Origin of the sequence: Arthrobacter sp. WCS2018Hpa-7, assembly GCF_031843805.1 — a bacterium.
In the GTDB taxonomy this organism is placed as follows: Bacteria; Actinomycetota; Actinomycetes; order Actinomycetales; family Micrococcaceae; genus Arthrobacter.
In genome coordinates this window covers 47,665-60,104 of sequence record NZ_JAVTJB010000009.1, presented here as the reverse complement: position 1 = coordinate 60,104, position 12,440 = coordinate 47,665, and the positions used below count along the sequence as shown (strand labels likewise).

Genomic DNA, 12,440 nt, shown 5'->3' with positions numbered 1-12,440 from the left:
CCTAGTCGTTGTTCTTTCGCAGGGCTTCCGTCAGCACCCGGGCGGCGTTGCAGACTACTTCGGCGTGCAGGCGGCCCGGCTGGCGGGTAAGCCGCTCGATGGGACCTGAAATCGACACGGCCGCAATGACCCGGCCGGACGGTCCACGCACGGGGGCAGAGACCGAGGCGACCCCAGGCTCGCGTTCGCCGAGGCTCTGACCCCAGCCCCGGCGTCGTACTCCTGCCAGTACGGTGGGCGTAAAGCGGGCGTTTTGCAGCCCTTCAAGGAGGCGGTCGTGGTCTTCCCACGCCAGCAGGACCTGGGCGGCGGAGCCGGCCTTCATGGACAGCTGAGTGCCCACCGGGATGGTGTCGCGCAGGCCGATGGGACGTTCGGCTGATGCGACGCAGACACGCCAATCGCCCTGCCTGCGGAAGATCTGTGCACTTTCACCTGTGGCGTCGCGCAACTGGATCAGGACCGGTCCCGCGGAAGCGATCAGCCGGTCCTCACCTGCAGCGGATGCCAACTCCACGAGCCTGCTTCCCAGGACGAAGCGTCCTTGGATGTCGCGGCTCACCAGCCGGTGGTGGACCAGCGCCAGCGCGAGGCGGTGAACCGTGGGCCGGGCAAGGCCCGTAGCCGCTACAAGTTGCGCGAGTGTCGTGGGCCCGGCCTCGAGTGCATCGAGTACCTGGGCCGCTTTATCAATGACACCGACTCCACTAGAATTGTCCATGTAATGATATTGCCGTCTCAATATCTGAGATGCAAGTTCTTTCGCTGGCCTATTTCGCAGCGATGCTGCTTCAGTGGACCAAGAACAACGCAACAAGCCAACGCAGTGAAGGGAGCAAGGCCGTGGGAAAGACACTGGCCGAGAAAGTCTGGGACGCGCACGTGGTGCGCAAAGGTGAAGGCGAAGGAGCCAACGCCCAGCCCGATCTTCTCTTCATCGACCTTCACCTGGTTCACGAAGTGACCTCACCGCAGGCCTTCGAAGGCCTGCGTTTGGCCGGCCGACCGCTGCGACGCGTTGACCTCACCATTGCGACCGAGGACCACAACACTCCCACGCTGGACATCGACAAGCCAATTGCGGACCTCACCAGCCGCACCCAGATTGAAACCCTGCGTGCCAACTGCAAGGAATTCGGCGTCCGCCTGCACTCCCTGGGAGACAAGGAACAGGGGATCGTGCACGTTGTGGGCCCGCAGCTGGGCCTGACACAGCCGGGCATGACCGTGGTCTGCGGCGATTCCCACACCTCAACCCACGGGGCCTTCGGCGCCCTGGCCATGGGTATCGGTACGTCCGAGGTTGAGCACGTCATGGCAACGCAGACGCTGTCCCTGAAGCCGTTCAAGACCATGGCCATCAACGTTGAAGGTACGTTGCGTCCCGGCGTGACCGCCAAAGACATCATCCTCGCGGTCATTGCGAAGATCGGCACAGGCGGCGGCCAGGGATACGTCCTGGAATACCGTGGCTCGGCCATTCGCGCCCTGTCCATGGACGCCCGGATGACCATCTGCAACATGTCCATCGAAGCCGGCGCCCGCGCAGGCATGGTGGCTCCGGACCAGACCACCTACGACTACATGCAGGGCCGCCCGCATGCGCCTGAAGGCACAGACTGGGATGCAGCCGTCGAGTATTGGAACACGCTCCACACCGACGCCGACGCCACCTTTGATGTTGAGGTGGACCTGGACGCGGACACCCTGGAGCCGTTCGTGACCTGGGGTACCAACCCCGGCCAGGGCGTTTCCCTCTCGGCGAAGGTTCCCTCTCCGGAGGACTTCGGTGACGAGAACGCCAAGGCCGCTGCCGAGCGGGCACTGCAGTACATGGGCCTGGAAGCCGGCACTCCCATGAAGGACATCCGTGTGGATACAGTCTTCCTGGGGTCCTGCACCAACTCCCGGATTGAGGACCTCCGCGTTGCTGCCGACATCATTCGCGGCCGCGAGAAGGACCCCAAGGTCCGCATGCTGGTGGTCCCGGGCTCGGCCCGTGTCCGGCTGGAGGCCGAAGCTGAAGGTCTGGATAAGGTCTTCAAGGAATTCGGCGCCGAATGGCGCTTTGCCGGATGCTCCATGTGCCTGGGCATGAACCCGGACCAGTTGGAGCCGGGAGAGCGTTGCGCGTCAACGTCCAACCGCAACTTTGAGGGCCGCCAGGGCAAGGGGGGTCGCACGCACTTGGTCTCACCCGTTGTTGCCGCAGCCACGGCCGTGCGCGGCACGTTGAGCTCGCCGTCGGACCTGGAGTCCGTCACGGCCGGCAGCCTGACCGGAACAGCAGTCTAGGAGGATCACCATGGAAGCATTCACTACCCACACCGGCATCGGCGTGCCGCTGCGCCAAAGCAACGTGGACACCGACCAGATCATCCCTGCGGTCTACCTCAAGCGCATCACGCGAACCGGCTTTGAAGATGCCCTCTTCGCCGCCTGGCGCAAGGACGAATCCTTCATCCTCAACCAGGTCCCGTTCAATGCCGGTTCCGTCCTGGTGGCTGGGCCGGACTTCGGCACGGGTTCATCCCGTGAGCATGCTGTCTGGGCGCTGAAGGACTACGGCTTCAAAGCCGTGTTGTCTTCCCGGTTTGCCGATATCTTCCGGGGAAACTCCGGCAAGCAGGGTCTGCTCGCCGCGCAGCTCGCACAGGATGACATTGAGCTCATTTGGAAAGTGCTGGAAAACGCTCCCGGCACCGAAGTCAAGGTTGACCTTGTCAGCAAGACCGTGGAGTGCGGCAACATCGTGGCTCCGTTCGACATTGACGACTACACCCGCTGGCGGCTCCTGGAGGGCCTCGATGACATCGGCCTGACACTTCAGCATGAAGAAGACATCACCGCCTACGAGGCCACGCGTCCTTCCTTCAAGCCCAAGACGCTTCCCGCGAAGCTTCAGGCTGGATAGCGGCGCCATCTGAGGCCGCAGAGCGGCAGAATATGGACCGGTGGGCACCCGTTGGGAGTGCCCACCGGTCCTTTTTCGTCAACGTTCAACTGATGCCTGAAGCTCGCGGCGCCGGGTGCGTCCATTTCGGTTCGGTAACGCGAGCTTCTATGCTTAGCTGGAGCCTTTGTAAGTTTGGGGGGCGAGTAGTCGTGAGGAAACCGGTATAGATGAGTAGTGTTCTGACAATCCGCGGTGGCGTCCCCTTAACAGGACGAGTGACCGTTCGCGGTGCCAAGAACCTGGTGCCCAAGGCCATGGTGGCGGCGTTGCTGGGCAGCGAACCATCGGTGCTGAGGAACGTGCCGGAAATCAAGGACGTAGAGGTTGTTACCAGCCTGCTGCAGCTGCACGGCGTGACAGTAGTGAAGGATCCGGTCACGGGTGACCTCACCCTGGATCCCAAGGATGCCAAGACTGCGTCCAGTACCGCGATTGATGCCCACGCCGGGGATTCCCGGATTCCCATCCTGCTGTGCGGACCCCTGATCCACGCCATTGGCGAGGCCTTTATCCCTGACTTGGGTGGCTGCAAAATTGGCGACAGGCCCATCGATTACCACCTGAACGTGCTCCGCCAGTTCGGCGCAGTAGTTGAAAAGCGCCCGGGCGGCATCCACATTTCCGCGCCGCACGGCCTCCATGGAGCCAAAATCTCCCTTCCGTATCCGTCGGTTGGTGCCACGGAGCAGGTGCTGCTGAGCGCAACGCGAGCCGAGGGAATCACTGAACTCATCGGCGCCGCAACTGAGCCCGAGATCATCGACCTCATTGCTGTCCTGCAGAAAATGGGCGCCATCATCAGCGTCCAGACTGACCGCACCATCCGGATTGAAGGCGTCAAGGATCTCCGCGGGTACAACCACCGTGCTCTCCCGGACCGCAACGAGTCCGCGTCCTGGGCGTCCGCTGCGTTGGTGACCCGGGGCGACATCTTCGTTGAAGGCGCATCGCAGCGGGACATGATGACCTTCCTGAACACCTACCGCAAAGTGGGTGGCGGAATGGACATCGGCGACGACGGCATCCGCTTCTACCACCAGGGCGGGAAGCTCTCCCCCTTGGTCCTGGAGACGGACGTGCACCCCGGGTTCATGACGGACTGGCAGCAGCCCCTGGTCGTGGCCCTGACACAGGCAGAAGGCGTGTCGATCGTCCACGAGACCGTCTATGAAAACCGGTTCGGGTTCACTGATGCGTTGGCCCGGATGGGCGCGAATATTCAAGTGCACCGCGAGTGCCTGGGCAGCGTCCCGTGTCGGTTCGGACAGCGGAACTTCCTTCACTCCGCCGTCATCTCAGGACCCACCCCGCTCCGGGGTACCGACATCGATATCCCGGACCTTCGGGGCGGCTTCAGCCACCTCATCGCGGCGCTGGCAGCTACTGGTACCTCCAGGGTGACGGGCATCGACATCATCAACCGCGGTTACGAGCGCTTTACCGAGAAGCTGGCCGGCCTGGGCGCCGACTTCGATATCACCACCACCAAGTAGCGGGGGATCCCTTGAAGGAATCGGCCAAGAGCCGTGCCACGTTCGTGCTGCTGGCGGGCCTCGCGCGCCCGTTGATGAACCTCCTGATGGCCAAAAAGTGGGAGGGTGTTGAGAACCTTCCGCCAGGCGGTTTCATTGCGGCACCAAACCACTGCACTGAGATTGACCCCATCGTGATCGGGCACATGGTGTACAACCAGCAGCGTCCGCCGCACTTCCTGGCGAAGAAGGGCCTCTTCAAGGTGCCCGTGCTCGGAGCCCTGTTGCATGCCACCAAGCAGATACCCGTGGAACGCTCGACGGCGGGAGCGAACCGCTCGCTGCAAGTCGCCAAAGAGGTGGTGGATGCCGGCGGTGCCATCATTATCTATCCCGAAGGTACGCTGACCCGCGATCCCGACCTTTGGCCCATGAAGGGGCATACGGGGGCCGCCCGGCTTGCCTTGCAGACCGGAGCGCCTGTAGTGCCCATGGCGCACTGGGGTGCGCAGGAAGTCTTCCCGCGCTACGCCAAGCGCTTCCACCTTTTCCCGCGCAGGACGGTGCGGGTCCTCGTCGGTAAACCGGTGGACCTCAGTGCCTTCGCGGACCGGCCGATGGACCGCTCCACGCTGACTGAGGCAACCGAGGTCATAATGGATGCCATCACCGGGCTGCTGGCGACACTGCGCAACGAGCCCGCTCCTGCTGAACGCTGGGATCCGGCTGTTCACAAACAGTCAAAGCACGGCCGTTTCGTTGAGCGCGGATCCTCCGACGCGCCGGAACCGGAGGATGGTAAGTGACACTTCTCCAAAGCCCCGTCCACACACCGGACATCGTGGCGGTTTTGGGTGCCGGATCGTGGGGCACTACCTTTGCCAAAATCCTCGCCGACGCCGCGGAGGCTGCCGGCGCTGAACGCACCATCCGAATCTGGGGCCGCCGTCCCGAGGTCGTGGAGCAGATCAATTCGCAGCACCGCAATGCCCAGTACCTGAAAGACATCGAGCTTCCCGCAACCATCACCGCGTCCACGGACGTGGCGGAGGTCCTGAAGGACGCAACGTTGGTGGTCCTCGCGGTTCCGGCCCAATCCCTCCGGCCACAACTGGGCGAGTGGAAGCCGTTGCTGGCCCCCGACGCCGTGGTGGTGTCCCTGATGAAGGGATTGGAGCTGGGGACTGATGCCCGGATGAGCGAGGTCATTGCGCAGGAGCTGGGGCTTCCCGCCTCCCGTGTAGCAGTGGTTTCCGGTCCCAACCTGGCGATGGAAATCGCCAGGGAGCAACCAACCGCGTCCGTGGTTGCCTGCAGCGACGCTGATACCGCCGCTGCGATCGCGTTGTCCTGCACCGCGCCCTACTTCCGGCCGTACACCAGCACAGACGTTGTGGGTGTTGAGATTGGCGGAATCGTCAAGAATGTCATTGCCCTTGCCGTGGGCATATGCGAAGGCCGGCAAATGGGCGACAACACCAAGGCCTCGGTGATCACCCGGGGACTCGCAGAGACCTCCAGGCTCGCCCTGGCCCTCGGCGGTGAAGCCCACACCATGGCCGGGCTGGCCGGCTTGGGCGATCTGGTGGCCACCTGCTCATCGGCGTTGTCGCGCAATCACACTGCGGGCCGGTTGCTCGGAGAAGGGCTCAGCCTGGAACAGGTTGCAGAACAGATGACGCAGACCGCCGAAGGCATCAAGTCCGGCCCCGCCGTGCACGAGCTGGCCGGCAAGTTGAACGTTGAAATGCCCATTACGGCAGCCGTGGTAGCGGTGCTGGAAGGCAGAATGTCCGTTGATGACCTGGGACCACGTTTGCTGGCCCGGGCACTGAAGTCCGAAGGCGACTACTGATGGTGTCAGATCACTCCACCCCTGCAACCGGCCGCCCCCGCGTAGCGGTTCTCTTTGGCGGGCGCTCCAGCGAACATGCCGTCAGCTGTGTCACCGCGGCCGGCGTCATGGGCGCCATCGATAAGAGCAAGTACGAGGTCATTCCCATCGGCATCGCCAAATCCGGACAGTGGGTCCTGGCCTCGGGCGACACCAGTCAGTGGTCCTTAAGTTCCGCAGCGCTTCCTGAAGTGGCGCCGTCGGGAAAGACTGTGACGTTGGCCGAAGTGGGCGGTGAGCACCAGCTGATCGTGACCCAGCCCAACGCCGTCCCGCAAGAGCTGGGATCCGTGGACGTCGTATTTCCGCTGCTTCATGGGCCCTGGGGCGAAGACGGAACCATCCAGGGCCTCCTGGAACTCTCCGACACCCGCTATGTTGGCGCCGGCGTCCTGGCCTCCGCAGTCGGGATGGACAAGCACTTCATGAAGGTGGTGTTCGAGTCCGCGGGTCTGAGCGTTGGACCGTACATTGCAGTCACGGACCGTGAATGGCTGACCGACGCCGAGGCTGTCCGGAAGCGCGTGGACAAGCTCGGGTTCCCCGTGTTCGTCAAGCCTGCCCGCGCCGGTTCGTCCATGGGAATCTCGAAAGTGGATTCCCTGGAGGGCTTGGACGCCGCGATTGAAGAAGCCCGCCGGCATGACCTGAAGCTGGTGATCGAAGCCGGCATTGTGGGCCGCGAGATTGAATGTGCCGTCCTCCAGGGACGCGGCACCGATGCGCCCCGAACGTCCATGCCCGGTGAAATCGCGGTGGCAGCGGGGGAGCACCAGTTCTACGACTTCGCCGCCAAGTATGTCGAAGACGGTGCGGCCGCTCTGAGCTGCCCGGCCGACATGCCCGAAGAAGCCATCAGCCGCGTGCGTGAGCTCGCTGCTGTGGCTTTCGATGCTGTGGGAGCCGAAGGCCTCAGCCGTGTGGACTTTTTCTACACCCCTGCCGGCGAGCTGATCATCAACGAGATCAACACCATGCCGGGCTTCACACCCAAGAGCATGTACCCGCAAATGTGGGCAGCATCAGGTCTGGCCTATGGTGAGCTGATCGACGAATTGATTCACCTGGCGCTGACCCGCAAGACCGGCCTGCGCTGACCCATGGCCTGCTGACCGTGGCCGGCCGGGCACTATTTGCCGGCCGGCAGGTTCTGCAGGTCTTCCTGGCCCACGCATTTGCCGGTTGCCTTGATTTTGCCCACCGCGGCCGCGAGTTCAGTGAGCACCGTTGCGGAGCTGATGTTCGCCGCTTCCAACTTGACCGGATCAATAAGGATCTCGGTGGCCGGTTCGCGGCCAAAGGTGGTCAGGGTGTAAACAGGATCGCCTTCTTTGATGACCCAGTCGATGTCATTGACGCTCACGCAGCGGTCTGTAGTGGGCCCGGGAACATTCACTCCGCACCGGAGGATAACCTGCGACGGCTCGCCCCAAGCTGCCGTGGCCTGGCTGTTGGTCTTGCGGAGTGCGGCATCGCCGATCTGGTCGGGCAAGGCGACCATCATCGGGGCGCAGGCAGGATTGGCGGCGTCGGTAGCGGCCGTGACATCAACGGTAGGGGCACAAGCCGACAAAGCGAGGACGGCCACAGAGGCCATGGATACTGCCAAGGCTGTCCGGCGGAGGGTCTTTCGATGCATCCATCCAGCCTATCCCGCGCGTCCCGCCCGGCAGACCCGCGTATCCGGGGTCACATTCCCTTACCTGCTCCGCGGCAGGTGCACGGCATTATTCTGTCAGTGGATCGCGATAGCGTAGAGCCGTGCCCGCAGAACAATTGACCGTCCAAGACCTTTCGGAATCCGAGCTCCTTGCCAGGATCTTTCCGCGCCTGAACCACAGCCCCGGCGTCCTGCTGGGCCCGGGAGACGATGCTGCCCTGATCGCGGCACCGGATGGCCGCGCCCTGGTTTCCATTGACACCCAAACCCAGGACCAGGACTTCAGGTTGGAGTGGAAGAACGGATACCGGACCACTGGATACGACGTCGGGTGGAAGGCTGCGGCGCAAAACCTGAGCGATATCAATGCCATGGGCGGCAGCGCCACTTCTCTTGTCGTCAGCCTGACCATGCCGCCGGACACTCCAGTCGAGTGGGTCGAGGCATTCGCCGATGGCCTCACTGCGGCAATCGTAGGCCTGGGCGCCCCTGATTGTTCCGTCGCCGGTGGAGACCTCGGACGGGGCCGCGAGCTGGCCGTCACGGTGGCTGTCGTAGGAACTCTGGGTGGTGTGCCGCCGGTGCTGCGGTCCGGAGCCAAACCGGGTGACATGGTGGCCGTCGCAGGGACCTTGGGGAGGGCTGCTGCCGGCTGGGCATTGTTGGAAAGCGAAATTCCCATGGACAACCTGGACACAGAGCAACGGGGTTTGGTGGAGAGCCAGTGCCGTCCGCAGCCTCCTTTGGCAGCAGGACCCTTGGCAGCCCGCGCAGGGGCAACCGCCATGATGGATATTTCCGACGGCCTGCTTCGGGACGGGAGCAGGCTCGCTGCCGCCAGCAACGTTGCCCTCGACTTCGACCCCGTGGCCTTGAAGACCCATGCGCTGCCGCTGGAACCGGCCGCCGCCCTCCTGGGCCGCGACGCGATGACCTGGGTCTTGGGCGGGGGAGAGGACCATGGATTGCTTGCCACCTTCCCAGCAGGAATTCAGCTGCCGTGGGGGTTCACTGCGATAGGCTCAGTTCAAACCGTTGTCGAGCCGCCAGGCAGCGGCGTCCGGATCGCCGGGCAAGCTGCTGACACCGTTGGATGGGATCACTTTGCAGACTAAGATCGCCGCGAATGCGCACGCCATGAAACGTTGGCTCGGCAAGGCGGAGGTTGTCCTCGGCAACCACAGTGATCGCCTCAACGCGATCAACATCTTCCCCGTAGCCGACGGCGATACCGGAACCAACCTGTACCTCACGGTTCGCGCAGCGGTGTCCGCCCTTGATGGCGCAGCCCCGGACACTACCGAAATGGGCAACGACGTCGGTGCTGTCCTATCGCGCGCCGGCCAGGCTGCCATGGAGCAGGCGCGGGGTAATTCGGGCACGCTGTTCGCTGTCTTCCTGTGTGCTGCTGCCGAACCGTTGGCCGGCAAATCGCGACTCAGCGCACCGCTGCTTGCCACAGCGCTGAACAGGGCCCAGATCCGGGCCTGGTCCGCGTTGAGCGAGCCGGTAGCCGGAACCATGCTTTCGGTCCTGGAAGCGGCATCGGATGCTGCGCAGGCGGTGGAAGCTGCCCAGAACGCCGACGACAGCAACCACGCCCTGGGCCTTTCCCTTGACGCCATTGTGGAAGCTGCCTACCAAGCAGTTGTCCGAACCGAGGGTGAGCTCGCCCAACTCCAGGAAGCCCACGTGGTGGATGCCGGGGGCGTTGGCATGCTCCTGATCCTGGACTGCCTGCGTTCTGCCGTCCTGGGCGAAGAACTCCAGGACGAACTCCTGGACGGGCTTCACGGCTATAAACTGCAGGACCCGCACATCCATGAGCACATGCCGGCCGACGACGGCGTGGAAGTCATGTGCACCATCAACCTTTCCCCCTTGAATGCGGCCATCCTGAGGCAACGCCTGGATGAGATGGGTAATTCGGTCATCATGAGCCAAGTGGGCGGTGCCCGGGGCCAGGAGGATGAGGACGAGGAATCCACGGTGGAAGCAAGCTACCGGTGGAGGGTCCATGTTCACGTTCCGGATCCCGGTCCGGCGGTCGCCCTGATTCGTTCACTGGGCGAGCCCACCGACATCGCTGTCAGCCAATTGGCGCTGCCCAGCGGGGATGGAACGGCGCCAACGTCACAGGAGCCCAGCATTACAGGCCAGTCACGGCATGATTACTGAGCTGGAACTTCCCCTCGAGCGCAGAATCGGCAAGCGGTCCGCGGCGGTCATCGAAAAGCATCTGGGCCTCAAAACCACGGGTGCCTTGCTGAACTACTTCCCGCGCCGGTATCTGAGCCGTGGCGAGCTGACCCCCATCAGTAACCTTCCGTTGGATGAGGAGGTCACTTTGATTGCCCGGGTCCTGTCCAACAGCACGCGCCAGATGCGTGCCCGCCGAGGCTCCATCACGGATGTTGTGGTGACGGACGAGGCCGGTGGAAGCGGTGCTCCGGGCACGCTGAAAGTCAGCTTCTTCAACGGTTTCAGGGCCAAAGCGGAACTTCAGACAGGCAGGCGGGCCATGTTCTCCGGCAAAGTGACCCGCTATGGTGGCTCACTTGGCCTGACCAACCCGGACTTTCTGCTGCTGGACGAGGACCCGGAAGCCGAAGGCTTCATGGACCCCGAAAAGCTTGCCGCCATGCCCATCCCTGTCTATCCGGCAACCGCCAAACTGACCAGCTGGTCCATCCACAAGGTGATCACGGCCCTGCTTCAGACCATGGACCTTGACGCCCTGGAAGATCCACTTCCGGCAAGCATCGTCCGCAGGGATGGGCTGCTCAGCGTAGTTGAGGCCTACCGCCTGATCCATTCGCCGGAGACCGCCAAGGACTGGCAGCGGGCACAGGAACGCTTTCGGTATCAGGAAGCACTGGTCCTGCAGACGGCCCTCGCGCGGCGTCGCGCCCAGCTTGCGGCCGAGGAAGCCACCGCCCGCCGACCCCGAGCCGACGGATTGCTCAGCAGCTTTGACCGAAACCTGCCCTTTACACTGACCGCCGGCCAGTCCGCCGTCGGAAAGACGCTTGCTGAAGAACTGGCGCGGGATGCGCCCATGAACCGGCTGTTGCAGGGCGAAGTGGGTTCCGGAAAAACCATTGTTGCCCTCAGGGCCATGTTGCAGGTGGTGGATGCCGGGGGCCAGGCTGCGCTGTTGGCACCGACCGAAGTGTTGGCGGCACAACATTTCCACTCGATCCGCCGGACGTTGGGATCGTTGGCACGTGACGATGTCTTCGGCGGGGCGGGGATGCTCGGCGGGGACCCGGCGCAGGAATCCGTCCACGTGACGCTCCTGACGGGCTCCATGCCCACAGCGGCGCGCAAACAGGCCATGTTGGACGCCGCCTCGGGTAATGCCGGAATCGTTATTGGCACCCACGCCTTGCTCAGTGACAAGACCAGCTTCCAGGATCTCGGCCTTATTGTGGTGGACGAGCAACACCGTTTCGGCGTTGAGCAACGTGACGCCCTCCGGGCCAAAGCGCAGCGGCCGCCCCACCTGCTGGTCATGACGGCAACCCCCATTCCGCGCACCGTGGCGATGACTGTTTTCGGAGACCTTGAGACCTCCATCCTGGATGAGCTTCCCGCTGGTCGGGCCCCTATCACCACGCATGTGGTGGGACTGGTGGAGAACCCCGGGTGGGTGGATCGTATCTGGAAACGGTCGCGTGAAGAGGTTGAGTCGGGCCATCAGGTGTACGTGGTGTGCCCCAAGATTGGAACGGACGACGACGGCGATTTCAGTCCGGGGGAGGCCGAACCCAGCGATGCCGACCTCGCGGAAGAAGGATCGGCGCGGGAGCTGGCATCGGTGACGGCCGTCGTCGAGAGCCTTCTGCAGGAGCCGGCCCTGGCCGGTGTCCCTGTGGCGCCGCTTCATGGCCGGCAGGACCCGCAACTGAAGTCCGAGACCATGGCATCCTTTGCCGCGAACCAGGTCAAGGTGCTCGTCTCCACCACGGTCATTGAGGTGGGTGTGGATGTCCACAACGCCACCCTGATGGTGATCCTGGACGCCGACCGTTTCGGAATTTCCCAACTTCACCAGCTCCGTGGCCGTGTAGGGCGTGGCGGCTTGCCTGGCACTTGCCTGCTTGTGACCACCTTGGAACCCGGGCACCCGAGCCGCCGGCGGCTTGAGGCCGTGGCATCAACCACAGACGGGTTTGAACTCTCGCAGGAAGACCTGAAGCTCCGCCGCGAAGGCGACATCCTGGGGGCCTCACAATCCGGTGGGCGCTCCACGCTTAAGCTGCTCCGTGTCCTGGAGCATGAAGACATCATTGCCCGCGCACGCACAGACGCCCAGGGCTTCGTTGCAGAGGACCCCACCCTCCAGCACCAGCCGGGACTTGCCGCGGCCATCGATGAGTACTTGAACCCTGAGAAGGAGGCGTTCCTTGAACGCGGTTAGAAACCCAGGCAATGGCGGCCAGCAAGGCGCGTCAG

The 12,440-nt window shown here is 63.5% G+C and carries 11 protein-coding genes; 9 read left to right on the top strand and 2 right to left on the bottom strand.

Translation table 11 applies throughout. The features are described 5' to 3' along the window. Window position 1: 1 nt before the first annotated feature. Complete coding sequence (locus RQH14_RS11820; protein WP_014922101.1) at window positions 2-721, bottom strand: IclR family transcriptional regulator; 720 nt, start codon at window positions 719-721, stop codon at window positions 2-4. A 122-nt stretch (window positions 722-843) separates the two neighbouring features. On the opposite strand from RQH14_RS11820, the gene leuC reads away from it, so the two are divergent. The 6 genes from leuC to RQH14_RS11790 all read left to right on the top strand — a co-directional run bounded on the left by leuC (window position 844) and on the right by RQH14_RS11790 (window position 7,419). Next, window positions 844-2,295 (top strand): 3-isopropylmalate dehydratase large subunit, encoded by a 1,452-nt coding sequence (gene leuC, locus RQH14_RS11815; protein ID WP_311213505.1) that lies wholly within the window; start codon window positions 844-846, stop codon window positions 2,293-2,295. A gap of 10 nt (window positions 2,296-2,305) precedes the next feature. Further along, window positions 2,306-2,914: a 3-isopropylmalate dehydratase small subunit gene (gene leuD / locus RQH14_RS11810; RefSeq protein ID WP_311213423.1), complete on the top strand. Its 609-nt coding sequence runs from the start codon at window positions 2,306-2,308 to the stop codon at window positions 2,912-2,914. Window positions 2,915-3,123: 209 nt separating this feature from the next. After that, complete coding sequence (murA, locus tag RQH14_RS11805) at window positions 3,124-4,449, top strand: UDP-N-acetylglucosamine 1-carboxyvinyltransferase (protein ID WP_089595453.1); 1,326 nt, start codon at window positions 3,124-3,126, stop codon at window positions 4,447-4,449. Between the two features lie 11 nt (window positions 4,450-4,460). Next, window positions 4,461-5,234 carry a lysophospholipid acyltransferase family protein gene (locus RQH14_RS11800; protein WP_311213422.1) on the top strand — a complete coding sequence of 258 codons (774 nt, stop codon included), beginning with the start codon at window positions 4,461-4,463 and terminating at the stop codon, window positions 5,232-5,234. Next, entirely contained in the window at window positions 5,231-6,283 is a 1,053-nt protein-coding gene (locus RQH14_RS11795) for an NAD(P)H-dependent glycerol-3-phosphate dehydrogenase (RefSeq protein ID WP_311213421.1), read from the top strand. The genes RQH14_RS11800 and RQH14_RS11795 overlap by 4 nt, the downstream gene beginning before the upstream one ends. Then, on the top strand, window positions 6,283-7,419 hold the full coding sequence (locus RQH14_RS11790; RefSeq protein WP_311213420.1) for a D-alanine--D-alanine ligase family protein: 1,137 nt from the start codon (window positions 6,283-6,285) through the stop codon (window positions 7,417-7,419). The genes RQH14_RS11795 and RQH14_RS11790 overlap by 1 nt, the downstream gene beginning before the upstream one ends. 32 nt (window positions 7,420-7,451) lie before the next feature. Here the strand turns inward: RQH14_RS11790 and RQH14_RS11785 are convergent, their stop codons facing one another. Then, window positions 7,452-7,961, bottom strand: a complete 510-nt coding sequence (locus RQH14_RS11785) for a DUF3515 domain-containing protein (RefSeq protein ID WP_311213419.1) — start codon at window positions 7,959-7,961, stop codon at window positions 7,452-7,454. Window positions 7,962-8,083: 122 nt separating this feature from the next. On the opposite strand from RQH14_RS11785, the gene RQH14_RS11780 reads away from it, so the two are divergent. The 3 genes from RQH14_RS11780 to RQH14_RS11770 are packed head-to-tail and all read left to right on the top strand — an operon-like array spanning window position 8,084 to window position 12,405. Further along, on the top strand, window positions 8,084-9,097 hold the full coding sequence (locus RQH14_RS11780; protein WP_311213418.1) for a thiamine-phosphate kinase: 1,014 nt from the start codon (window positions 8,084-8,086) through the stop codon (window positions 9,095-9,097). 22 nt (window positions 9,098-9,119) lie between these two features. Continuing rightward, window positions 9,120-10,160 carry a DAK2 domain-containing protein gene (locus RQH14_RS11775; protein WP_311213417.1) on the top strand — a complete coding sequence of 347 codons (1,041 nt, stop codon included), beginning with the start codon at window positions 9,120-9,122 and terminating at the stop codon, window positions 10,158-10,160. Beyond that, on the top strand, window positions 10,150-12,405 hold the full coding sequence (locus tag RQH14_RS11770; RefSeq protein ID WP_311213416.1) for an ATP-dependent DNA helicase RecG: 2,256 nt from the start codon (window positions 10,150-10,152) through the stop codon (window positions 12,403-12,405). The genes RQH14_RS11775 and RQH14_RS11770 overlap by 11 nt, the downstream gene beginning before the upstream one ends. Window positions 12,406-12,440: the final 35 nt, after the last annotated feature.

What these genes read in the sequence shown, in the direction of transcription:
- RQH14_RS11820 (WP_014922101.1), bottom strand. Translation starts at nt 721, where the DNA reads ATGGACAATTCTAGTGGAGTCGGTGTCATTGATAAAGCGGCCCAGGTA.
- leuD (WP_311213423.1), top strand. Translation starts at nt 2,306, where the DNA reads ATGGAAGCATTCACTACCCACACCGGCATCGGCGTGCCGCTGCGCCAA.
- murA (WP_089595453.1), top strand. Translation starts at nt 3,124, where the DNA reads ATGAGTAGTGTTCTGACAATCCGCGGTGGCGTCCCCTTAACAGGACGA.
- RQH14_RS11790 (WP_311213420.1), top strand. Translation starts at nt 6,283, where the DNA reads ATGGTGTCAGATCACTCCACCCCTGCAACCGGCCGCCCCCGCGTAGCG.
- RQH14_RS11785 (WP_311213419.1), bottom strand. Translation starts at nt 7,961, where the DNA reads ATGCATCGAAAGACCCTCCGCCGGACAGCCTTGGCAGTATCCATGGCC.
- RQH14_RS11775 (WP_311213417.1), top strand. Translation starts at nt 9,120, where the DNA reads ATGAAACGTTGGCTCGGCAAGGCGGAGGTTGTCCTCGGCAACCACAGT.
- RQH14_RS11770 (WP_311213416.1), top strand. Translation starts at nt 10,150, where the DNA reads ATGATTACTGAGCTGGAACTTCCCCTCGAGCGCAGAATCGGCAAGCGG.